The sequence below is a fragment of the Marinomonas pontica genome (assembly GCF_026191375.1).
Taxonomy (GTDB): Bacteria; Pseudomonadota; Gammaproteobacteria; order Pseudomonadales; family Marinomonadaceae; genus Marinomonas; species Marinomonas pontica.
The window spans coordinates 69,461-93,200 of record NZ_JAODTL010000052.1 but is presented as its reverse complement, the minus strand read 5'-3'; the positions used below and the strand labels follow the sequence as shown (position 1 = coordinate 93,200).

Sequence of the window (23,740 nt, the reverse complement as noted above, 5' to 3'; positions counted from 1 at the left end):
CACAAATGATGTAATCGAATTCTTTAGCAAGCTCTTCGAGAACCTCCTGAACCCCTTCAATCGTCAGTGCATCTTTGTCACGAGTCTGAGACGCTGGCAATATAAACAAATCTTTCGTGCGCTTGTCTTTAATTAACGCTTGAGACAACGTGGCTTCTTTATTAATAACGTTCACAAAATCATACACGACACGACGTTCGCAGCCCATAATCAAATCCAGATTACGCAAGCCCACGTCAAAATCAATAATAACGGTTTTATGTCCTTTTAACGCAATTCCAGTCCCAATAGCAGCACTGGATGTTGTCTTGCCAACACCACCCTTGCCTGAGGTGACTACTATGATCTTTGCCAATGCTATATCCCCCGATAAACTCACCTGAGTTTATCCAAATAATAAAATAAATAATGAACCTTAAAGCGGTACGATTTCTAAGCTATCGTCAACTAATAACACTTGCGCGCTGTCTTTCCAAACGATATTTTGCAGCGCATCACTCAACATAAAATTACCCGCAATGGAAACCAACTCGGCCTCCATGCTTTTACAAAAAATTCGTGCGTCCACATCGCCTTTCACACCCGCTAAAGCTCGGCCTCTTAACGCACCATAAACATGTATATTGCCGTCTGCCAATACTTCAGCGCCCGCACTGACTTGCGCCAGAATAATCAAATCGCCTTCGGCATAAACTTGCTGACCCGACCGAATAGGTTTTGTGATCACCTTAGTCGCTTGTGGGACTAAACGCTCTTCAACAACCGTTTTTACTACCACATCAGGGCTAGCTTCTTCTTTCACTGTCGGCGCCGCGTTGATAGACCTCGCTTTGCTCGCGGGCAAAAGCGGAATAGTCACGGACGATTTCCATGCAGGAAGATTATCGGGATCGCAACGCCAACCAATCACTCCTAACCCAAGAGCACTGACGGATTGAATCAACGTTTCGAACTCATCAAGGATAATGCCTCTTTTCATTTTCGAAATATCGATAATGATCGGCGCTTGATGAAAGAAATGCGGCACTTGCTCAATCTTTTCTTTGAGATGAAACACAATGTCATCCAATGAAAACACCTGAACTTCTAACAAAACCGTTGTAACGACACTTCCTTTAAGCCGGAAGCCTGAGTCTGTCATGCAAACTGTCCTTTTTTAATACCTTAAATGGCTCTAAATACAACCAAGCCGTGCCAAACTTTCATCAACAGCAACGAAAAACCATTCTATCAAGCTGAACGATTAATGAAAGTCAGCACAACACTCTCTTTACAGTAATGAAAAGCAGTCACCTGCTCCCTTATAGTGCTAAGGATAACGTAAAATGCGCAATAATGAACGAAAGATTAACCATTTGATTTAGTTAATATTTTACAACTTACTTACATACTTGTTCCCATTAATCTGGGGAAAACTTTTGCACCATAACTAACCAGCAAAACACGCTTCAAAACAACCTACTCCTCTGCAGAACGCACCGCAAATTCAGCGGCAAGACGGCTCACCCCCAATCCACTCTGCTTGGTCAGTTTAATCTGCACCGGAATGCGCTCTTTAAGCGCACTGATATGACTAATAATACCAATGGTTTTACCTGAAGAATGTAAATTATCCAAGGCATCAAGAGCGGATTCCAACGTTTCGCTATCCAAGGTGCCAAAACCCTCATCCAAAAACAAAGAGTCAATGCTGGTTTTGTGGGACACCAAATCAGACAGCGCCAACGCCAACGCCAAACTTACTAGGAAAGACTCCCCACCAGACAAGGTTTTTGTGTCACGTGAAGCATTGGCTTGCCACGTATCCACCACCAACAAAGACAAAGCCTCTTCGTTTCGAACCAATTGATAGCGACGATGCAAGATATCCAAATGTTGATTGGCCAAATAGACCAAATGATCCAAGGTCAAACTCTGTGCAAAGCGGCGAAATTTTGCGCCATCCGCCGAACCGATCAAATGGTTCAAACGCTCTAAATGTATGAAAGCGTCTCGACGTACCTCTAACGCTTCCTTAGATTTCGCCACTTGCTCCCTGCGTTGCGTCTCCTCTTGAACCTGCTGAGTAATCACCCCCCACTGACGATGCAATGCCTGACGTTCTGTATCAAGTTGGGCGTATTTCTCTTCTAGTTCTTCAAGCGAAAACTCACCAAAGGACAAACACTCCGCGCGTTTTTCAATATGCTTCGACAAAGAATCATCAGACTGAGTAAACAATGTCTGCAACCTAGAAACCGCTTCCTGAAGGTGTTTAAGCGTTGCTTGGTGCTGAGCGATTTTTTCTGTAGGCAAACTCGCCTGCTGCCAAGCCGAATCACTCTCGAACCCTTTCTCAGTCAGTAGTTTTTGCCAATGAACAAGCACAGCATCGTATTCTTCCGTCAACGCCAGACGGGTCTTATTCAATGCCTCTAGTGTTGCTTGGCTCGATGCCAACGCTTGAGCAAGCTGCAGTCGTTCCGCTTCGACTTTCTCTAACTTTTCCTGAGCATGATCCGCCAGATGCTGCGTTTCTTGACGAAGTTCGCTAACACTCTTATCGCCTAGCAAGTGATACAACTGCTGAGCAATATCCGCCAGGCTCGCATCCAGCTCAGTCACCTTACCTTGCGCATCATCGCGTAACTGCTGATTCTCTTTGAGCGTGCTTTTTAAATTATTTCTTTCATAGCCAAACTGCTCACGCTGCTGCAACAAAGCATCATAACCCGCCTTGCTGTCACGCCATTGCTGCATCGCTTCTTGCAATTGCACTAACGACTCAGCCAGCGGCAAATCAAAATAGCCATCTGGCACACCTGCCTTTTGCATGTCGTGACGTAAATGCCCAATGATTCGTTCTTGCTCACTTTTCCTAGCAACCAAATTTTGTTGATTCGCTTCTAAGGTTTGCCAGAGCAATTGACATTGATTCTGATCTTGCGAAACCTGCTGTTGTGTCATTTGCTGCTGAGCCACTAGCTCCTGTAACTCAGCTTCTAAAGCCACACGAGACTGGTGTAAGGCTTCGAGCTTAGGCGCAATGTCTTGCAGCGCCAGCCAATCTTGCTCAACCTTTTGCACCAGAGCAGAGATCTGTTCTCTGTCAGACAAATTAACACCCTGATCTTGATTTAATGACGCCAACCATTCTTTCAGATCTTTTTCGGTTGCCAATAAACCCTCTATTAATGGCTGTCGTCGCGCTTGACCAGACGCCAACTCGCGTTGCATGGATTCCAAGTCAGCCGCCAACTGCATACCTTGAGCCTTCAAATTATCCAGCTCTTTGCCCAATACAGCGAACTCTTCTTGGCTGCCAGAATCTGTCTGATACAAGGCATTGGCAAGATTGTGCTCTTCGGCACCGCACAACGGACAAGCATCATGCTCACCTAACTCGTTACGCAGCTGCGTTAGCGCGACAATATGACGCTCCGCCTCAGCGAGTTTTTCAATTGTTTTTTGATGACGAAGCTTGTCTTTGTATGTTTGTCTTTGTTGCTCTAACTGGCTTTGCTGTTGCTCAATACGACTTGCCATTGCAGTCAAATTCGCATCCAGCTCGGCCAGTTGTGACTGCTGATCTTGGTAGTGATGAAACTGCTTCCAAAGAGATTTCGCGTTATACTGAGCACGTTCAGTTTGGTGATAACCTTTCTGCCAATCGGCATACTCACGTTGCGATGACATTTGCATGAAAGCACCCACTGCGCTTTGCAATGCTTGCTGGCGCTCACCTATACTGGCTTGCTCCTGCTCTAACTTGGCCTGATTATTTCCATGGACAGAGCGAGCGGCCTCATAGTTTTTTGAGCCTTGATCAATGCTCACCTCAAGCTCGGCAATAGCGCGTGCATTCACCTCTGTGCTTTGCACCTGATGCTGCCAATTTGCTAATTGAGCTTCAATTTTTTCGGGCGATTCCCAACGATTCAAAATGGCTTTGGTTTCGTCACACGCCTTATCAATGTTCGCTTGCTTCTCAGTCACGGCTTTTAGCTGCGCCTGCTGATTATCGGCTTTTTCTGCCGCTTGCTGTAATCGAGCCACCCCATCCTGATGCTGAGCTTTCACACTTTCTTGGCGAGATAAGATAGGCTGAATGTCATCATTGATCTTATTATTCAAGGCCTCCAAATCCGCTCGCGCTCGCGACAATTTCTCTTTTGCTTGCTCAACGGACTCGGTCAATATCTGGCTTTGCTTCAGCTGTGCCTGTTGTGTTTCGGTGTATTGACTGACATCCGCCTGATTCTGATCCAAACGCGATTTTAAGCTCTGCTGCTTGTCATAATCTGGCTGCAAAACCTGCGCCGTGAGCGCTTGTTCAAGCTGCCATTGCAAAGGCGAAAAATCCGCCAACGCTTGCTTAGCCTCATCAACCTGTTGCTGATATTGAATCACTTGCTCTTGCAGTTTCTTTTCTGTACGCCGCCACTCTAATGCCGCTTGGTGTTGCTTTAACGCGTCAGCATTGGCTTTTTCATTCGATTCAAAACTCAGCTCGGCCTTTTTTAGCTCAGCAAAGGCATCTTCGGTTAATAGTTGGGTTTGCTCATTAAATTGCTCAAGTGACGCGATGGCTTGCTTCTCGAGCTTGTGCTTATCAAACACCCACTTGGATACATCACCATAAATTTCTGTGCCAGTGAGCTCTTCTAACAGTTCTGCCCTGTCATTGGCAGAGGCATTCAAAAAGGCCGAAAAGCCACCTTGAGCCAGCAACATAGACTTGGTAAAACGCGAAAAATCCAAACCTGTGAGGTCGGCTATCTTATCGATTTTCTCGTTGATTTTGGTGGTAATGATGGTGCCATCACGCTCGCACAATTCACACGTCATTGGCTGCAACTTACCATCGCTTTGGCCGCGAGCACGTCGCTGACTCCAAAAAGCACGATAGCCTTTGCCTTTTATTTCAAATTCCACTTCCGCCAAACATTCCGACGTGTGGCGCGTCATCACATCGTTCTGGCTTGGTGACACTTTTAAACGCGGTGTTTCATGGTACAAAGCCAAACAGATTGCATCCAACAAAGTCGACTTACCCGCGCCCGTCGGCCCGACAATGGCAAACACCCCAGCGTCGTCAAACGGCGCTTTGGTAAAATCAATTTCCCATTCGCCTTTTAGGGAGTTCAAATTCTTCAGGCGCAGTTTGCAAATTTTCATGGTTGCTTCTCCTCGCCGTTTTGCTGATGCTCTTTCAGCTCCACCAAGCACGTATTAAACAGCTCGGTCAGAGTTTTAGATTCGTCTTCGTCCAGCTCTAAGTTAGATTTAAGACTCTGCTCAAACACATCACCAACGGTCAATTCCGACAAGGTTTTACGCGCCTCAAAGCCTTCATTCTTTTTCTCGATCGCACTGCGGCGCATCACGCGCAGTAACTCAATAGGTTTGCCGTCAATGACCTCCAGCAAGCGCTTATGCACATCACTCAAATACTCATCGGCAATCACAGTGACTTCCAACCAAAGGGTTTTGTCTTCTGCCAATTCCAACGCTGAAATCTGCTTGATTACCTCTTTCAAATTCCCCTTCATACTCGCCATAGGCTGAAAATTCGGAATCGTTACCAACTGAACTGGGTCCACAGACTCAGCAAACAAATCTTCAACAAAAGTGTCTGCATCTAACAAAGCGGTATCGAATATCACCACGATTTTGTCACGCCCTAATTCGTCAAAACTCAATGGAATCGGCGAACCGCTGTAACGGAATCGACCACTTTTACTGATTGGCTGAGCACGATGAATGTGCCCCAGCGCCAGATAATCAAACGCCGGAAACACCGATGTCGGCAAGGCTTCCAAAGTGCCAACGTAAAGGTCACGAACCGACTCGCTCACTTGTCCGCCAACTGCGGTTAAATGCCCAGTACCAATAATCGGCACCGGTGCTTTCAGTGCGTTATTTTTCTCGCAGGCAGCGTCAAACACTCGCTGGTAAAAATCGCCTATCATCTGCAGCAAACCAAGTTTCTTATCTTGTTCGGATTGCCCTGCAACGCTTTGCATCACGTCTTTTGGTCGTAAATACGGCACAGCACAAACCCAAGCGGAAACCTCGCCCTTCTTGTCTTTTAACGGAATGACATGTGAGTCGATATCGTCAAGATTGGCTTGGCTAGACACTTGAGTATCGAGATAGGTCAGCAAGCTCTTGGATTCGTTTAGCATACTGACCGAATCGTGATTCCCCGCGACAATCACCAACTGGCATTGGCGCGCTTTCATATCCAATACCAGCTGATGGTACATTTCTCGCGCGTAGCTTGGTGGCGAACCGGTATCGAAAACATCCCCCGCGATAATCACCGCATCAATAGACTCTTTGTCCACCAGCGCCAATAACCAATCAATAAAGGCTTTGTGCTCATCACGTCGGGATTTCCCCATGAAATGCTGACCAAGATGCCAGTCTGAGGTATGTAGAATTTTCATTTATAGAATCCGTTGAATATAAAAATAGACATAAAAAAAACGGTCAAACTACCGAACAAAATGCAGCTGATTCGGATGAATCCGCAAAGGACGCAACACCCTATTCCAATCCTTAGCAGACACGTTTTGACCATGATAAATAAGCTGTAACGAAGCACCGCCAGAATTAGCCAGCGCCGTTTGGAGAAAAGCCGTCAACGCATCATCCGCCAAACTCTCGGCTAATGTCTCATTCGCCAGCAAGGTAAAATGCCCGAGAAACTTCGCCGTGTAATCCAACAAAGACTCGCGCCAATAAGATTCCAGCAAGGCATTGTCAGGAGAAGCGATCACCACCACGGGCGCATCGGCGATGTCCATTTCAAACAACAAACGCCCCTTTCTAATGCCCTTTGATAGCTGAACCGCCAACGGATCACCCGCAGACAACATCAAGGCTTGCAACCAATCCTCATCGGAAAGGCGTTCCTTCTGAAGCACAATTTTCAACGGCGCTCCCGCCGAGTTTAGAACCATGCACTCATAAACATTCGATGACTGGCGAAATAGATTTCGAGAGGATTCACAAAACGAAAAAGACACAACAACACGATCGCCAAACGATTCATCGCTAGGCCCTAAAAGAGTCAACTCGATAGAATCGCCATTAAGAGAAAGAGTGTTTAACACAGAAAAAGTAGAAGTCTCAGCCGGGATTTGCCGAGTTAATGACATAGACGAAGAAATCGCGGTTTGGCAAGGACAGGATCGACTCGCCATTGCTCGTATCATAAAGACAACACGCCCCACACACGCCAGCACAACAACCGTAACGAACATCCGCACCCTGAGAAAGCAACGACGACAACAAATTGTCACCCAAAACCGCCTCAAACGGCTCATCATCCAATTCTATTGTCAGCGACTGTGAATCCATCATTCCACCTCATCTTTGATCAGGCTATTATGACATATTCTAACGTTTCACCCTCGCCCTTTATTAAAATGCATCCCCAAAAAGAAAATCACTGTTTCACAGCATTTAAAACACGTTTGGCAGATCGTTCCATCTTGTTGTATAGGCTGGCGATAAATGCTCGCGCTTCATGACCCATTGCGGTGAAACGCCTTGCGAAGCAAAAAAACACTCCCAAGACCACTATGATTGATTTGATCCACCACATTCATGAACGCTTTTGATTTAATTTGGTGTGCCGCTGGCCGAAATAAATCTTCTTGGACAGCGCCATGTTCATAGAAGTCAGTGAGCATGACTCCTGCTTTCATATAGCGAAAACCATCACGCCAGAGTCGCGAAAACAGCACGCCAGCGACTTCTAATAAATCTCGCGTGTCATCGGTTGGACTAGGAAGTTCTGCAGAAAGCGTTTGCGAGTACTGCGGTTCGTTTGGGATAAACGGACTAGTACGAATAAACACACTCACTACTCGGCAAAGACGTTTTTCACCGCGCAATTTCTCGGCAGCGCGCGTTGTGTACTTGGCGATCGCTTCCCGTAGTTCTTGCTTATCCGTCACCTTATGACCAAAAGATCGACTGCAAATGATTTGTTGTTTGGTTGGCCTGACTAATTCCAAATCCAAGCACGACACGCCATTCAATTCTCGAATGGTTCGCTCCAACACCACAGAAAATTCGCTACGAATGAATTTCGGATCAGCATTAGCAAGATCCAATGCGGTATGGATTCCCCTCGCCTTTAACTTCACCGTTGTTCGACGGCCAACGCCCCACACATCCCCCACATCCAACAAAGCCAGCAAGCGTTTTTGTCGCTCAGGGTCCATTAAATCAACCACCGAGCCGGTTGCAGGGTATTTCTTCGCGGCGTGGTTGGCGAGCTTCGCCAATGTCTTAGTGGGTGCAATGCCCACACCAACGGTAATGCCCGTCCATTGATCCACCTTGGCCTTTACCCGCTTACCAAACGCCAATAAGTCCGTCACATGATCAACGCCGGTTAAATCCATAAAAGCCTCATCAATGGAATACACTTCCAGGCGTGGTGCCTCCTCCTCCAAGATCGTCATCACCCGATTCGACATATCCGCATACAAAGCATAGTTGGATGAAAAGCACACAATGCCGTGTTTTCTTATCTCATCCTGCACCTGAAACATCGGCACCCCCATCTTAATTCCCAGCGCTTTCACTTCCTTAGATCGCGCCACAATGCAGCCATCGTTATTCGACAACACAGCAACAGGCGTATGCTTTAAATCTGGACGAAACAACTTTTCACAACTGGCGTAAAAATTATTACAATCAACAAGCGCAAAAACCGAAGCCATCAGCCACGCTCATACTTTCTAATCACACTGGTAACAACACCAAAAATCTCAAACTCAGACTCTTCCGTAATCAAAATAGCCTTGTAGGCTTTGTTTTTTGGGCGCAATAGAACATTGGGCTTCAGCTCCAATGTTTTCACCGTCATCTCCCCATAAATACAAGCAATCACAATATCCCCATGACGAGCCGTCAACGACTTATCCACCAACAAAACATCACCAGATAAAATACCAGCGTCCATCATAGAATCGCCTTGGGCACGCACATAAAAGGTCGATGCCGGGTGAGAGACACAAAACTCATTAAGATCTAAAGTACGCTCAACAAAATCTTGAGCAGGCGATGGAAAACCAGCAGAAACGCCTTCAACATAAAGAGGAATGCGGACACTGTTTGCCGCAATAAACGAAGCCGACTCAGAAACACCAAGATAAGAAACACGCATAAGCCACCATAAATACTGTATATTTATACAGTATAGTTTTAAGCGACACGAATGACCAAGTGAATTTTTGTAAGAAGAGCATTCAACGCAAAACAGCTGCCTATTCGGCAAACATAAAAAAACCACCCGAAGGCGGTATTTAAAAGGTATATAAGATTTTTCAGTTATTTCACTTAAGTGTTTTTGTACATCCGAAAAAGGCAATAAAGGCGACCATAACACCTTTGACTCGCCCAATGATTTGGTCGACCCATGCGAGTTTGGTTGGGATTCTGGCGAGTTGTTGGTAATTCAGATGGTTTAAATCATTTATATGGTATCGATGACGGGTACAACGGTGATGCTTTCTGCTATGAAAAAGGGCTTGGCTGCATCGTTCACAATCAATTTTTCATCTGACCCCAAATTCACATAAAAGAAAGCTACGCTTTCACGGCAGATTACGCTTCGCTTATCCTGCCCTACAAGTGATGTTGTTTATGTTCAGCAGCGAGGGGCAAGGCAAGTTCGAGTCTGTGTAAAGGCACTAGAGACGTGACGGCACATCGTGAAAATATTTATAGAAAAACAAAAAGAATGAAATAAGTATTGGTGTAAAAAAAGAGATTTTAGAAATTTAGGGGAGATTAAGGTGGCATCTCTACCAGCCGCACCTCGGCACACAAGTCCACCGCTGTGGCTGCTTCCTTCCGGACCTGACCAGATTAACGGTTTATCGTTGCGAGGGGACCAGCAGAGACACCATAAAGGAGGCCTGTTGACCTTGGGGCGCAATTATACGCAGCCAATACGAAATATCAACCGCCTTTCTTATGTATTTTCAAATACTTAAATCTTTTTGCTTATCAAGCGCCCTTTCCTACACTTGCTCCTATGCTTCCGTTTTCCGTATCACCTATAACGATGTCTATATTTACGGTAAGATACGCGCCATTAAGAATCATAGGAGTAGCGAGTTGAAGCTATTTGTAAAAAACCTAACCCACGTGGATTTTTCCTACTTTGACGCCAAGCGTGGTTTGTTGGGTGAAAGCTGGCAAACCGACATTGTACTGACCGGCAAGTTAAACGATGAAAGCATGATTTGTGATTTCAGTATCGTGAAAAAACAAATCAAGAAATGGCTGGATGACAATATCGATCACATGCTGGCGATTCCTGCCGTGCACAACGGATCTACTCTTACGTCATTGGCTAGTGATCGTGTTTCTTTTCATTTTGATCACAGTAAAGAAGCCGCTGACGACAAGCGTGTGTTTCAATGCGACGCACCGACTCAAGCCATTTGCGTTTTGCCAATGACAGAAATTACACCAGAAGCGGCGGCTAAATGGGTTGAGTCACAAATTCTTAATCTGCTGCCAGCGGAATTAGAAGCCGTTAGCGTGCGTTTTACACCAGAGCACATCGCTGGCGCGCAGTATCAATACAGCCATGGTTTGAAGAAGCACGCAGGCAATTGCCAGCGTATTGCTCATGGCCATCGCTCTACGGTGGAGATTTACGCCGATGGCGTTCGTAACGCTGCCATGGAGTACGATTGGGCACAGCGTTGGGAAGACATTTATTTAGGTACACAAGAAGACTTGATAAGCCAAGCGACTGAAAACGGTGTGAATTATCACTGCTTTAGCTACATAAGCCAGCAAGGATTGTTTGAGCTTAAAATCGACAGCAATCAAGTCTACATGCTGGATTGCGATACCACGGTTGAGTCACTTTCCGCACACATTGCTGATGTCTTGGCAGAAGAAAACCCAGGCACACACATTGAAGCTCACGGTTTTGAGGGTATTGGTAAAGGCGCAATTTCAGAAAAAGTAAAGGCAAGAGTATGAGCTTAAAAGAGTACGAGAACCTCGCTCAAGGCGAAAAGTTATCGCTAGACACGGTATTAGCCAATTTAAAAACAGACGAACATGGTTTGATCGCCGCCATTGCGCAGCAGCACGATACTGGTGAAGTGTTAATGCTTGCCTACATGAATGAGAAATCCATTCGTGAAACATTAGAAACGGGGCAAGTGTGTTACTGGTCTCGTTCACGCCAAACTTACTGGCGCAAAGGCGAAAGTTCTGGGCACCGCCAAACATTAGTGTCTATGTCATTTGATTGCGATGGCGATGCCATCTTGATAAAAGTTGATCAAAAAGGCCCTGCCTGCCACACCAACCGTCGGGATTGCTTCTTTTTTACCGTTGATGGGAAAGATGTCGTTATCAGTACTGCCCCAGAAAAAAACAAATAGTTGCAAAAAAACGCACAAAAATAGAGCATCCCAACAAAATAGCACTAGGCTTTTGCTAACCTTTCACGCTATCTTAAGAGTAGACTTCTTTTCTTGCACATTAAAAGCAGGAAAAGCGGTCAATAAAATAACAAAATAGATGACTCTTTCTGGAGCACTCTGCACTATTGCCAACATGCTCCCCCAAAAGCTCACGCTTTCTAAGAGCTATAAATAAATGTTATTTCCGTAAAGTAATGTAACTTAATTGGCATAACTATTGCTGATCAATAGCCATTGACTTCCACTCTTATTCATTGGATTAGCTATGTTGAATCTGTCCGTAAGAACAAAAATACTTTCTCTCATTGCTCTGTTTTCGCTAGTGATCATCGGCGTGAGCGTTAGCTCTGCACTAACCAGTAAATCTGTTTCGTCCGAGCTACAAAGCCTTTCTTCGCAAAGCTTACAACTCGTCAAAAACCTAGAAAAAAGCCGTCAACTTCTTTTACAACAATCCGTAGAGTTTGAACGCGGTTTTTTCCAAGTATCCATTGCTAAATCCATTGGGGGATATGGCGTTGAGCAAATCACAGAATCCTCCTATAAATTTACCACTTATACCGCAGAGCTTCTTACCAGCATTGAAAATGTCAAAAACATTTTAGCCACTATGCCAGTGCATGATGGGCTGGATAATCTATTTACTCAGATCACGGCTCTAGAAGAGCAGCAAGCCATCTTCCTAGAGGCCAGCACCGAAACGTACAGCTGGTGGGTTAAATTAAATACATTAAAAGCCAACAAATCTCGCCGCGCGGCAGACGAAAGCCTGATAGCGGTTAATAAACAAATGGAAGACATTATTGCAGCCATTAATGATTACAGCACCGCCGTTGCTGACATTCAAAACCACAAATTAGACCAAACCATATACGCTAGCGGTGGACTTGCTGCGGCACTTATTATCATCGGCATTATTGTCAGCATTGTTATTGTTAACGGCATTTGTCGTCCGCTCATTCGCGCGGTTCGCAGAGCAGAAGAAATTGCGTCAGGCGACTTGGTCAAATCAAAAGTAGCAAGCAAGCGCAAAGATGAAATCGGCATGCTAGAAACAGCCATGGACAAATTAGTGATCCAGCTAAGCAGTATTTTGCATGATGTTGCCGAGTCCAGCACCATGCTGACCAAGGCAGCCAATGACCTAAACAAAATAACAGATGAATCATCTGAAATGGTCGAACGCCAACAAGAAGAGACCAATTTCATTTCGCAGGCAATACAAGAAATACAATCCACAGCGGTACACGTTTCAGAAGCGACCACGGACGCAAGTCAAGCGGCGCACAGTGCCGAAAGTGCTGCAAATGAAGGCACCGCCATTGTCACGAAGACGATCAACAGCATCCAAGAACTAGCATCTGAAATTGCCAGTTCAGCGTCCACTATTAACGAATTGCAATCTAACACCAAAGAAATCAGTAACATTTTGAATGTGATTTTGGGCATTGCAGAACAGACAAATTTACTCGCATTGAACGCTGCCATAGAAGCCGCTCGAGCAGGCGAACAAGGGCGTGGCTTTGCGGTAGTGGCAGACGAAGTCAGACACCTTGCACAAAACACACAAAATGCGACCCAAGAAATCGAAAAAATGATCACCCTATTGCAAAGCGGTACCAGCTCTGCGGTGAAGGCAATGACCTCCAGTCACCAGCGCTCAACCGATGCGGTAAGCCAAGTGAAACACGAAGAAGAGTCATTGCGAAACATCAATCAGTCTGTCACTAAAATTCGCGATATGAACGACCGAATCTCAGCCACAGCAGAAGAACAAGCGTCGGTTACGGCGGACGTCAGCCGCAATGTGGAAAATATTACCGAGATCGCGTCACGCACAACAAAATCCATCCATTCTATTAGCAACTCCGCTGGACAGCTGGCTTCGTTAGCCACACAATTGTCGGAGAAAATCAGTTACTTTAAAGTATAGTAACTGCATGGATTACCACCTTAAGGGGGAAGTCTTTACTTCCCCCTTTTTTATGACTGCTTTCATTTTTAGGAGAAAATCATGTGTCGTTGGATGGCGTATCAGGGTGATCCTGTTTACCTTGAATCGTTGCTTTTCAAACAAGAGCATTCTTTAATTCATCAAAGCCTGAGCGCAAGAAAATCCGAAGTCACGGTCAATGCCGATGGCTTTGGCTTGGGCTGGTACGATGAACGAGAAGAGCCCGGCTTATACCACGAGGTGTTACCCGCTTGGAGTGACAGCAACTTAAAAAGCCTAGCCAGACACATTAAAAGTGGCTTATTTTTCGCGCACGTTCGCTCTTCTACAGGAACAGAGACCAACCGCTCGAACTGCCACCCTTTCAGTTACAAAAACTGGCTATTCATGCATAACGGTCAAATTGGCGGTTACGAATCGTTGCGCTGGCAACTGGATCGTTTGATTCCAGAACACCTTTACAACCATCGGCATGGCGCAACCGATTCGGAAGTCATCTTCCTGCTCATGATCGCCAATGGATTAGAGCAAAAACCAGAACAAGCCATTGAAACAACCTTGGCACAAATTCTCGACATGATGAAACAAAAGAAAATACAAGACCCCTTGCGATTTACAGCGGTATTTTCAGACGGCGAAGAAATCACGGCCATTCGCTTCTCCAGCGACGAACACGCTCCTAGCCTGTACTGCAAACAGTTTGAAAAGCACATTGTGATTGGTTCAGAGCCTCTCGATCACTCGAGCGACAGCTGGACGCAAGTGCCAGCAGGACACATTGCGAAGATAAAAGGTCAAGAGTATCAAATTCAACCTTTGACTGAATTATTAAAAATGACCGCCTAGCGGTCATTTTATGCTTTAAATAATAAAATTATCTTTTATATCATTGAGCAACATCGTTACGCCCCTTGCCCGGTCGCTTTAATTAAACAGGCTCTTTCTCTCTGTAAGCATACGTGGCGTCAAAACGAGACTGAATCCAGTCACCGCTCAAGATGGCATTGTATTTTGCTGGTGCATCAGCAGTAGCACAACTCGGCACACATTCAACATTCGTTTCGTAATCCGGCTCCACAAAAAAGGGAAACGAGTAACGATGCACGGCAGGCAATGAGGCTCGCACTCTGTGTGCAGTGGAGACGTATTCATCATTCGTCCAGCGTTGCATCAAATCACCAATATTTACCACCAAAGCATTGTCGATTGGCGTCGCATCGACCCACTCGCCTTGGCGATTTTTGACTTGCAAGCCACCAATCTGATCTTGTAACAACAAGGTGACACAACCGTAATCGGTATGCGCCCCCGCACCATTATCATGGTCATTGGCTGGACGTGGTGGATAATGAATCATGCGCAAAACCGTAACGTGATCTTTAAAACAGCGAGTGAAGAAATCGTCTTCCAAAGACAAAGCCTGCGCCATAGCAGTCAACAATTTTTGAGCCACCTGAAAAGCTTCAACATAATAATCCTGCAACACTTCAACGGTTTTAGGGTCGCTTGGGTTCTGATTTGGCCCATACATGGTTGGGTATTTTGCAACCAAAGGATGGTCTTTTGGAAAATCCAAGGCCATATCAAAAGTTTCTTTCCAATCTGCATGGCCGATTTCATCCAGTTGCTCTTCACCGATATTGCCATACCCTCGATGATTCACACTGCTTTTAATATCAATGGCGTTTTTCGCGTCTTGTGGCTGATTAAAAAAGCGCTTGGCTTCTCGCATCAGTGCGGCCATCAATTCGCTCGAAATGCCAGTATTGGTCAAATAAAAGAAGCCAATTTCACGACACGCTTTGTCTAACGCGTTAATTTCACTTTGACGAATGGCACCGCTGTCATGGGTCAGTTTAGATAAGTCGATCAATGGAATAGACATTCATGCGTTCCTTAAGCTCTGGAAGATATTTTTATAAGTTGTGTGTGCTTAGGGTTGAAGCGTTTTAAACCCACCTCACCAAAATCCACAAAGATCATTTGTTTATCGTCACGCTCTTGTCGGACAACAATACCTTGCCCAAATTGATCGTGGCGCACCTTGTCTCCGGGCTGCAATGCACTTTTTCCTTCAACTCGATGACGAAAGGTCAAGGACGGCGAAGGATCAACGGCACGCAAATAACGCTGAAACACGGCGCCTTTTTCCGTAGCAATTGGTGTGCCAATGTCTTTAGCATACCACGCCTCACAGATACGACTGACGGCATACGGCTGAGCTTCAAAAACAAAACGCGACAAAGACAAACTCTTTAACGCAGCACGAGGAATATCGCCTTGCTTCATGCGTTTATGCTCGTCAGTGCTTGGGGATTCGAGCAAGACTAACTTCTGTTTGGCACGGGTAATCGCCACATAAAACAAACGCCGTTCAGAAGCCAAATCACTGGCGGCTTGCTTATCAATGGCGCTTAAATCCTCGTCATAATACGGAAAACGCCCTTCCTGTAAGCCAGACAACAACACCTGATCAAACTCCAAGCCTTTCGACTTGTGAATCGTCATCAAATGCACGCCATGACTGTCGTCTGTTTGCTTTTCATTTAAGGTCGCCAGTTGCTCCAAAATCGATTTCGCGTCACCGCCAACACCTCGTACATACGCCATAAACGCATCGCAGGTCGCGATTTTTTCTTGGGTCTGAATGTCTTTGCTGCTGGTGCTTTCGAAGTAGCGATAAATGCCCAACTTTTCCAACGTATGCGCCAAACCTTGCCCAGGATCAGTGCGATACTGCTTATTATAAGCGTCAGCTAAACTGCGTAACCAATCAGCACGTTCGTAGAGTTTTTTCGCTCGCCAACCTTCAGTAGCGTCCGCAACCGATTCAATAATTTGCGGCAATAAATGCGGAGATTGTTTGGCTTGTTGAATCAAGGTTTTACGCTGCGCCATGGAACCACCAAGACTCGGCACCGTCAGCAAATACTCAATGTCATCTGGATGAAAAAAAACACTTGGACTTTCCAAACCACCAGCAATCACGGCAAGGTACGCCATTAGCATGCGAATTTGGCGATTTTCCAACAACGGAGAATCGCCATGCAATTGATACGGTACGCCTTTGTGCATCAAGGCGAGTTGCACTGGCACCATGTCGCTGTACAAGCGCACTAACACCGCGGTGTCGCTCAATGCACGACCTTCATCAACCCAAGATTTCAGCTCGCCCAACAGAGCTTTGCCCGTCTTCGGAGCGCGAGCAAAAGACACTCGCGTACGCTCACCCGCCCCGATTACTAAGGCGTCAGGATCGTTTTCGCTAATGACACTCGACGCCATGAGACCAACCGCATGGCCAAAACGAAAGCTGGTGCTTAATGGATACGTCGCCACGTTGGCAAAGTCTTGGTCAAATTGCGTGGACATAATGTCTGGACTGGCGCCGCGCCATTCGTAAATACATTGCTGCACATCGCCGACAATCATCCATTGGCAAGGTGCAGGATAAAGCAATTTGAGCAATTCATATTGGCAAGGGTTAATGTCTTGAAATTCGTCAATCAACAGGTAACGAAAATCCGGCACCAAACCACGCACTCTCACGCGCTCCGCGTCATCTAATTCGCTGATTAATTCGTAAGGATCGCTGAGTAAATCGGCAAAGAAACGTATGTTATTGCGCTTGCGCAGCTTCTCTAATTCGTCATAAAGGGCAGGGAAAAACTTACGTTCTTTCGACCACCCCAAAGCCTCAAAAACGATTTGTGCTGGTTGATCGGAGGCTTTGACTTGATCAACAAATAACAGCACGTCTTCAAGCCACTCTTTCTCGTCCAAAATCGCAATTTTCTCGCCACTTCGCACCAAACGTTGCAAGGCTTCGCGCAACATCTTCACCAAGCTAAAATCGTCGGTAACCAACTTCGCAGAAGTCAGCCAACCTTGCTGTTCCAGACGTCGACAGAACTTCATACCAAAGGCATGAAAGGTCATCACGCTCGGAGAACGCAAATACCCCGCCGCCATGAGTCGCTTACTTAAACGCTCAGAAAACTCTTCTTGGGCGCTTTTGTTAAACATAAACACGCCAATGTGAGACGGGTCCACGCCTTGTGCTAACAAATGCTCAATACGAGAAATTAACGTCGTTGTTTTACCTGCCCCCGCGACCGCAATGACTTTTGCTGGCGAAATAAGGTCATGAGCTACCACACAGTGTTGTTCGTCTGTTAACGAGGTGGTTGACTCGATGTTAGGTTGTGCTTGTATCAAAATAGTCTTGCCTTATGAATCTTCGAAGCACTAGTCTTCAAATAAATGGCCAATTTCACGAAACGCAAGATGCTCTCTGCCAGCGATCTTGGCTATCGATTCTCCACATACGACTAAACGTCGTTGCACTCGCGCAAAAAAGACGCCATTGGTGCGCGCAATCAGAGGGTAACTGGAGGTTTCCACGTCATCGTCCATTAGGTTCACGACTTCGCCAATCACTTCGCCCGCCTCCACTTCGTCGCCAATGGCTTTGTGATAACAAACAATGCCAGCGCACGGCGCTTTCACTAAATCCATAGCGTCTAATGGGTAATATTCGACATCGCTGTCATCAATCACTGGCGCTTTCCCAGAAATCACATCACGCAACACCAAATAATCAAACAGCGCTTGCGCGTCTTGTTCTGCAAAGTCGTTGGAAATGTCGTTTTCACCGCGCAACTCAAGTGTCAATGAACGGCTGCCCCAAGGAATTAAATGGGCATAATGGGCTTTTAAATCGCGCCACACACTGACATTGGTTTCGTCAAAAGACGCTGCGCCGGTTTCCAGTTCAGACAAACCGACTTTCGCCCCTAATAACGCCAATAATGGCTTAAAGTGGCTTTCAAATTCTTGCGCCACATAAGCGTGCATACTGGCTTCCCCAGAACAATGCAGGTCGAGCACTTCATCGGCGTCCATAGACAAAGCCAGTAGCGTTTTCTTCATGCCTTGCAGCTCGGTGGTTTCTGGCAACAACACCAACTCGTCGTGAATCGCTTGGCGAACCAGGTCAATATTGCTTTCAATATCCCCCGTCACATCCCCTTTAATGCGCTTCTCAACTTTTGCGCCTAACTGTGGCCAGTTGCGGTTAAAATTGCCACCGCCATCAGAAAACGCAAAGCGACCAGGAATATAGCCATGAAAGTTTTGCGCCAAACCAATCGGGTTTGCGACAGGCACGATCACAATTTCACCTTGAATCAAGCCTGCGTCATCGGCTTTCTTCAGCTTTCTCAACAGGGTATTCAGTACCAAAAGCCCGGCCATTCGTCGGCGTGCAATCCCGCCTGAAAATACACCTTCGGCCGCGCACCAGTCTCGCCAAAATGGTGCGCCTTTAAAATTCGCTGGGTGCCCGGTGTCGCGCTTGGTAAAACATGAGAATAAATTTGATAAGACATAACACCTCGCATAATCCACTGAAACACTCGCCCAATTTTAGCCAGCACATGGTACGCTAAAACCCATTCTTAATAAAAAACAATTCCTTAAAGAAAAGGTTCTGTAATAAATTGCTATTAACTTACGTCTAATAACGACAACCCCACCCTAGCCCCTTGAAAGACATAAGGGGAGGGAAAACATACTAACTCCTCCCAAGCTAAATAAGGGAAGAGGTTAAATTGTACTTAGCTCCTCCCCCTGGCAAGGGGGAGGCTGGGAGGGGGTAGATTGAAAACAAAACATTAGGAGAAAGGAATGAAAAAATCGTTAATCGCGGCGACGGTTGCAGCCAGCTGTATGCTAGCTAGCGTTTCTACCCAAGCCAGCTCGCTTCAGACGTGGCAGGACACACTTAATAAAGCCAAGGGCCAAACTGTGTATTTCAATGCATGGGGTGGAGCCGACAACATTAACGATTACATTCAATGGGCCGCCGATCGTATTAAAGAAGAGTACGATGTGACGTTAAAACAAGTAAAATTGACCGACACATCAGACGCAGTCAATCGCGTATTGGCTGAAAAAGCCGCAGGGAAAAACACCCAAGGTTCGATTGACCTTATCTGGATCAATGGCGAAAACTTTCGCGCTATGAAAGACAACAATTTGCTGTTCGGCCCCTTCTCAGAAACACTGCCTAACTACAAAACCTACGTAGACGCCTACGCGCACAAAAGTCTCACTCGTGATTTCGGTACATCCGTCGACGGTATGGAATCGCCTTGGGGAATGGCGCAAGTTATCTTTATGCATGACACCGCCACGTTAGACACGCCACCTAAGTCCATTGCCGAATTACTAAGCTACGCGAAAGAACACCCGGGACGCATCACTTACCCTGAGCCTCCGCAATTTCTTGGATCGACTTTTCTAAAACAGGCACTGTACGAATTAACACCGCATAGAAAAGCGCTGGCTCAACCGGCCGACAGTGTCGACTTTGACAAGATCACCGCCCCTTTATGGGCGTACTTAGATCAGCTTCACCAAGTTGCATGGCGCAATGGCCAAACCTTCCCCTCCAGCTCAGAAGAAATGATGCGCTTGTTGGATGACCAAGAAATAGATGTTGCACTGAGCTTTGACGTGTCCGCTGCATCGGTTCAGATAGACAAAGGCAATTTACCCGACACAGTTCGCTCTTATGTGTTTACTGGCGGCACCATTGGTAATACGCATTTTTTAGCGATTCCCTATAACAGCGGGGCGAAAGCCGGCGCTCAAGTCGTTGCCAACTTTATGTTGTCACCAGAAGCACAAATCAAAAAACAAACGCCGACCATTTGGGGCGATTTAAGTGTTTTATCTTACACAACGCTGAGCGCGAAAGATCAAGCAGCGTTCGATGCCTTGCCTCGCGGCATTGCCACCTTAAGCATTGAGCAGCTGGGTAGAACATTACCGGAACCACACAGTAGTTGGGTGGATGCTCTAGAAAAAGAGTGGCGTAAGCGTTACGCACAATAATTAGCCAGATAAGAAGTAGTATGCCGTTAAAACACGCGAAATGGATCACTGGGATAATTAGTCTGTTATTGGTACTTCCCATTGCCATTGGTTTGATCGGCACATTACTTCCTGCGTTTGCGTATTTTCCGCCCCTTGGTGAATACGACCTTTCTCTCTCCCCTTGGCGTGACTTGTTTAGCCAAGGGAATTTTACGCCAGTGTAAAACTCACTCTCATAACGGGAATTGCCGCGCCTCTGCTCACCCTTTGGTTCGCTCTGTCGCTATTGGCTTGGGGTTATCAACGACCGTTTTTCCGCAAAATTGAAGCACTGCTGTCGCCAATTCTGGCGATTCCCCACGCCGCTATTGCCATTGGCTTGTTGTTTCTATTAAGTCCATCGGGCTGGTTGGTGCGTATATTTAGCCCTTGGCTGACAGGGTTTGATCGGCCGCCTAATTGGATTACTGTGCAAGACCCTTATGGGATGTCGTTGATTCTTGCCTTGGTCGTCAAAGAAATGCCTTATCTTTTATTCGTCATGCTCGCCACGATGAAAAGCATCAAGGCGCAAGAAAGCTTACAAGTCGGCCAAGCCCTCGGTTACAGCCGCTTTACCTTGTGGCGCAAGGTGTTAATTCCTCAGTTATATCCAATTATTCGTTTGCCTATTTTCATCGTCATTGCCTTTAGTTTGACTGTAGTGGATTTGGCTTTGGTGATCGGCCCCAACACACCGTCAACGCTGGCGGTGACATTATTACGATGGTTTAACGATCCTGATTTATCCATGCGATTAATGGCCAGCGCTGGCGCAGTTACTCTTATGCTAGTCATTGTTGTTGTATTGGCGGGCTGGGAACTCTCGCACTTGTTGTTTAGCCGCTTAACTCGTGCCGAACGCAGTAATGGCAAGCGCTTTGGTTTAACTGACAGCGTGCTCAGATTGGGAGTTGTTCTAGGTATATTCGCCTTGCTAAATGCCTTTGTGGCTCTGGCTTTGCTGCCGATTTGGTCGCTTACTCGTCGCTGGCGTTTTCCCGGTGCATTACCAAGCCAATGGACATGGGATAATATCGACCGCGCCACACCACTGCTGATGGAACTCACATCAAATACGCTAACCATTGCCTTAGTGGCAACTCTCATGGCGTGCGTGATTAGCCTTGTGATGCTGGAAACCAAACGCCATTCTCACTCCGCCGACCATGGCAAACAGCACGTATTCGATTGGCTGATTTATGTGCCTATTCTTTTGCCCCAAATTGGCTTTTTGTTTGGTTTGCATGTGCTGCTGATTTATCTGAACCTCAATGGCGACCTGTGCGCCATTATTGCCCTGCATTTAATGTACGTTTTGCCTTATGTGTATCTAACCCTAAAAGGCCCCTATTTGGCCTACAATGAAGAATACTTATGGCAAGCCAATCGGCTGAATAATCGACCTTGGCGAAACTATCTCTCGGTCAAAATCGCCATGCTAAAACCCGCTATATTCACCGCCTTTGCAATTGGTTTTTCCGTCAGTATCGCCCAGTATTTACCAACACTGATCGCTGGTGAAGGCCGTTACAGCACCCTAACCACAGAAGCCGTAGCACAAGCTGCATCGGGCGATAGAAAACAAGTCGGCAGCATGGCCATGCTGCAAGCGTTCTTTCCCATCATGGTATTTTGGCTCGCACAGTTCATTCCGCCACGCTGGACAAAATGGCGACTGGCATTAAAAAAGGTGTTTAGCAGAAGGAATACATCGTGCTCAGTGTAAACGCGTTCTCTCTGTCATTGGACGGCAAGACATTCATCAAAGACCTAAGCTTCGAGATTGCCAATGGCCAAGTCTTGTCCATCATGGGGCCAAGCGGCATTGGCAAATCCAGTCTATTGCACTTTCTCAGCGGCTCAATGTCACCAAATTTGACCATCACAGGTGAGGCCTTTTTAAACGACCACGCCTTACACACAAAAGCCACCCAAGATCGAAAAGTCGGTTTATTGCAACAGATGCCCTTGTTGTTTCCACACATGAGCATCATGGAAAATCTACTCTTTGCCATCCCTGCCGACATCAAAAAATCGGCACGAATAGACATGGCGCAACACGCCTTGGAAAAACTCGGCATTCCCGACAAAGCCAACGCTTTACCGAAAACGCTTTCCGGCGGACAACAAGCCCGCGTTGCCCTGCTCCGCACACTTCTCTCCAAACCCGACTATCTGCTTTTGGACGAGCCTTTCAGCAAGCTCGACCCAGCCCTACGACGTGACGTAAGAGCCTTCGTACTTAGTGAAATACAAAAAGCCAACATACCCGCGCTGCTGGTCACACACGATCCTGAAGATGCGAAAGCCATGGAAGGGGACTGTTTGGAATTAAAAAAAGAGGCTATTTAACCAAACCCAAAAAAACAATAGTGAAAAACGCATCACCAGATGCGTCCACATTGGAACAACATTCACAAACGATGTATAAGGAAAATCACCTACTGCCTTCATGGCCAATCTGAAAAATCAGGGGGATTTTCGCCGTTTTTAATGACGTCTTTTTCTGTGTGATTACGCTTGAACTGGCTAGGTGAAATGCCCGTTTCTTTCTTAAAAAAGTGACTAAACTGACTGCCGTCGCTGTAGCCCAAATCATTTGCAATGGCTTGTATCGACCCTGCTGATTTTTTTAGCCTCGACGTGGCTTCAATTAACACTCGGTTATTAATCAGTTGTAAAGGCGACTTTTTCAGGTTGCGCTGGCAAATGGCGTGCAGCCGATCGTAGGTCATGATCAATTCCTGACAATAGTAAGATACCGATCTTCTATTTCGATATTCCACTTCAACAAGTTGACGGAACTGTTGCAACACCAGCTCATCAGGAGAATGCGTCAATCGAATGGATTCGATATTACTCAGTCGATAAATGCCAATCAGCAACACACGGATAATCGAACAAATCACCGTACGTGAGCGCTTATTGGCTGAAGAGATCTCAGCCTTTAACAACCTCAGCAGCGGCAAAAACTCGTCATCTATATCGTGCTTTGAGCAAGATGTGATGGTGAACTGTCGCATCAAGGTTTCTAATTTAGCGCTGTCCAAGTCCGAACCTGTCACCAAAGAACCAAGCTCATCTCGATAGCCTAACAACCACACCTGACTGCCTGCAGGCACCAATACCTTGGCGTTTTTTTTATGCGGAATACAGAAAATTGAAGATTCTAATACCGGATGCCTTTCTTCCATCAATACGGTCGCCTCGCCTCTCTGAATGAGGCCGATCAAATTGAAGTCAGAAAAATTGTCATTGCCCGTACTGAATACTCTAGATTGTAAACCGGGCTGAATAGACTCAAACCGCACCATCGAGCCAATGATATTCGTCAACATCGTATTCCCTTATAAATCACCAAATAAACCAGAATTTAACAAGATTAAGCCATAATTTAACATGT

The 23,740-nt window shown here is 46.2% G+C and carries 22 protein-coding genes and 1 other RNA gene; 8 read left to right on the top strand and 15 right to left on the bottom strand.

Going from position 1 to position 23,740, the window contains the following annotated elements:
• The 10 genes from N5P32_RS15035 to ffs all read right to left on the bottom strand — a co-directional run.
• The coding region (locus tag N5P32_RS15035; RefSeq protein WP_265729839.1) for an AAA family ATPase at positions 1 to 355 on the bottom strand (355 nt) is incomplete at its 3' end.
• A gap of 60 nt (positions 356 to 415) precedes the next feature.
• Complete coding sequence (gene minC / locus N5P32_RS15030) at positions 416 to 1,141, bottom strand: septum site-determining protein MinC (protein ID WP_265729838.1); 726 nt, start codon at positions 1,139 to 1,141, stop codon at positions 416 to 418.
• A 317-nt stretch (positions 1,142 to 1,458) separates the two neighbouring features.
• Complete coding sequence (locus N5P32_RS15025; protein WP_265729837.1) at positions 1,459 to 5,157, bottom strand: AAA family ATPase; 3,699 nt, start codon at positions 5,155 to 5,157, stop codon at positions 1,459 to 1,461.
• Positions 5,154 to 6,431 carry an exonuclease subunit SbcD gene (gene sbcD, locus N5P32_RS15020; RefSeq protein ID WP_265729836.1) on the bottom strand — a complete coding sequence of 426 codons (1,278 nt, stop codon included), beginning with the start codon at positions 6,429 to 6,431 and terminating at the stop codon, positions 5,154 to 5,156. The genes N5P32_RS15025 and sbcD overlap by 4 nt, the downstream gene beginning before the upstream one ends.
• A gap of 48 nt (positions 6,432 to 6,479) precedes the next feature.
• On the bottom strand, positions 6,480 to 7,145 hold the full coding sequence (locus tag N5P32_RS15015) for a hypothetical protein (RefSeq protein ID WP_265729835.1): 666 nt from the start codon (positions 7,143 to 7,145) through the stop codon (positions 6,480 to 6,482).
• A complete protein-coding gene (locus N5P32_RS15010) occupies positions 7,117 to 7,350 on the bottom strand; it encodes a 2Fe-2S iron-sulfur cluster-binding protein (RefSeq protein WP_265729834.1) in 234 nt (77 codons plus the stop codon). Before N5P32_RS15010 ends, N5P32_RS15015 begins: the two co-directional genes overlap by 29 nt.
• Before the next feature lie 102 nt (positions 7,351 to 7,452).
• A complete protein-coding gene (locus N5P32_RS18370; RefSeq protein ID WP_457920489.1) occupies positions 7,453 to 7,518 on the bottom strand; it encodes a DUF4113 domain-containing protein in 66 nt (21 codons plus the stop codon).
• A complete protein-coding gene (umuC, locus tag N5P32_RS15005) occupies positions 7,515 to 8,723 on the bottom strand; it encodes a translesion error-prone DNA polymerase V subunit UmuC (protein WP_457920488.1) in 1,209 nt (402 codons plus the stop codon). Before umuC ends, N5P32_RS18370 begins: the two co-directional genes overlap by 4 nt.
• Entirely contained in the window at positions 8,723 to 9,169 is a 447-nt protein-coding gene (umuD, locus tag N5P32_RS15000; protein WP_265729833.1) for a translesion error-prone DNA polymerase V autoproteolytic subunit, read from the bottom strand. The genes umuC and umuD overlap by 1 nt, the downstream gene beginning before the upstream one ends.
• A gap of 638 nt (positions 9,170 to 9,807) precedes the next feature.
• Positions 9,808 to 9,904: signal recognition particle sRNA small type (gene ffs / locus N5P32_RS14995), an RNA gene on the bottom strand.
• A gap of 221 nt (positions 9,905 to 10,125) precedes the next feature.
• On the opposite strand from ffs, the gene N5P32_RS14990 reads away from it, so the two are divergent.
• From N5P32_RS14990 to N5P32_RS14975, 4 genes are all read left to right on the top strand, one after another.
• Positions 10,126 to 11,007: a 6-carboxytetrahydropterin synthase gene (locus N5P32_RS14990; protein ID WP_265729832.1), complete on the top strand. Its 882-nt coding sequence runs from the start codon at positions 10,126 to 10,128 to the stop codon at positions 11,005 to 11,007.
• The gene (gene hisI / locus N5P32_RS14985; RefSeq protein ID WP_265729831.1) at positions 11,004 to 11,417 is read left to right on the top strand and encodes a phosphoribosyl-AMP cyclohydrolase; all 414 of its coding nucleotides are present in this window, start codon (positions 11,004 to 11,006) and stop codon (positions 11,415 to 11,417) included. Before N5P32_RS14990 ends, hisI begins: the two co-directional genes overlap by 4 nt.
• Before the next feature lie 307 nt (positions 11,418 to 11,724).
• Positions 11,725 to 13,392 carry a methyl-accepting chemotaxis protein gene (locus N5P32_RS14980; protein WP_265729830.1) on the top strand — a complete coding sequence of 556 codons (1,668 nt, stop codon included), beginning with the start codon at positions 11,725 to 11,727 and terminating at the stop codon, positions 13,390 to 13,392.
• An 81-nt stretch (positions 13,393 to 13,473) separates the two neighbouring features.
• Positions 13,474 to 14,259: a class II glutamine amidotransferase gene (locus N5P32_RS14975; protein WP_265729829.1), complete on the top strand. Its 786-nt coding sequence runs from the start codon at positions 13,474 to 13,476 to the stop codon at positions 14,257 to 14,259.
• Between the two features lie 82 nt (positions 14,260 to 14,341).
• On the opposite strand, the gene N5P32_RS14970 is transcribed toward N5P32_RS14975, so the two are convergent.
• Genes N5P32_RS14970 through N5P32_RS14955 form a run of 4 tightly spaced genes read right to left on the bottom strand, consistent with a single transcriptional unit; the run spans position 14,342 to position 18,851 of the window.
• Positions 14,342 to 15,298, bottom strand: a complete 957-nt coding sequence (locus tag N5P32_RS14970) for an isopenicillin N synthase family dioxygenase (RefSeq protein WP_265729828.1) — start codon at positions 15,296 to 15,298, stop codon at positions 14,342 to 14,344.
• A gap of 11 nt (positions 15,299 to 15,309) precedes the next feature.
• Complete coding sequence (locus N5P32_RS14965) at positions 15,310 to 17,631, bottom strand: ATP-dependent helicase (protein WP_265729827.1); 2,322 nt, start codon at positions 17,629 to 17,631, stop codon at positions 15,310 to 15,312.
• A gap of 30 nt (positions 17,632 to 17,661) precedes the next feature.
• Positions 17,662 to 18,657, bottom strand: coding sequence for a M14 family metallopeptidase (locus tag N5P32_RS14960; protein WP_265729826.1), 996 nt, complete (start codon positions 18,655 to 18,657; stop codon positions 17,662 to 17,664).
• Positions 18,648 to 18,851, bottom strand: a complete 204-nt coding sequence (locus N5P32_RS14955; RefSeq protein ID WP_265729825.1) for a hypothetical protein — start codon at positions 18,849 to 18,851, stop codon at positions 18,648 to 18,650. Before N5P32_RS14955 ends, N5P32_RS14960 begins: the two co-directional genes overlap by 10 nt.
• Before the next feature lie 250 nt (positions 18,852 to 19,101).
• Here N5P32_RS14955 and N5P32_RS14950 point away from each other — a divergent pair, with 250 nt between their 5' ends.
• The 4 genes from N5P32_RS14950 to N5P32_RS14935 all read left to right on the top strand — a co-directional run bounded on the left by N5P32_RS14950 (position 19,102) and on the right by N5P32_RS14935 (position 22,689).
• Positions 19,102 to 20,313, top strand: coding sequence for an ABC transporter substrate-binding protein (locus N5P32_RS14950; RefSeq protein WP_265729824.1), 1,212 nt, complete (start codon positions 19,102 to 19,104; stop codon positions 20,311 to 20,313).
• Positions 20,314 to 20,333: 20 nt separating this feature from the next.
• Positions 20,334 to 20,519 (top strand): hypothetical protein, encoded by a 186-nt coding sequence (locus N5P32_RS14945; RefSeq protein WP_265729823.1) that lies wholly within the window; start codon positions 20,334 to 20,336, stop codon positions 20,517 to 20,519.
• A 62-nt stretch (positions 20,520 to 20,581) separates the two neighbouring features.
• Positions 20,582 to 22,063: an ABC transporter permease gene (locus tag N5P32_RS14940; protein ID WP_265729822.1), complete on the top strand. Its 1,482-nt coding sequence runs from the start codon at positions 20,582 to 20,584 to the stop codon at positions 22,061 to 22,063.
• The gene (locus N5P32_RS14935; RefSeq protein WP_265729821.1) at positions 22,051 to 22,689 is read left to right on the top strand and encodes an ATP-binding cassette domain-containing protein; all 639 of its coding nucleotides are present in this window, start codon (positions 22,051 to 22,053) and stop codon (positions 22,687 to 22,689) included. The genes N5P32_RS14940 and N5P32_RS14935 overlap by 13 nt, the downstream gene beginning before the upstream one ends.
• Before the next feature lie 98 nt (positions 22,690 to 22,787).
• Here the strand turns inward: N5P32_RS14935 and N5P32_RS14930 are convergent, their stop codons facing one another.
• Positions 22,788 to 23,675, bottom strand: a complete 888-nt coding sequence (locus tag N5P32_RS14930; RefSeq protein ID WP_265729820.1) for an AraC family transcriptional regulator — start codon at positions 23,673 to 23,675, stop codon at positions 22,788 to 22,790.
• Positions 23,676 to 23,740 lie beyond the last annotated feature (65 nt).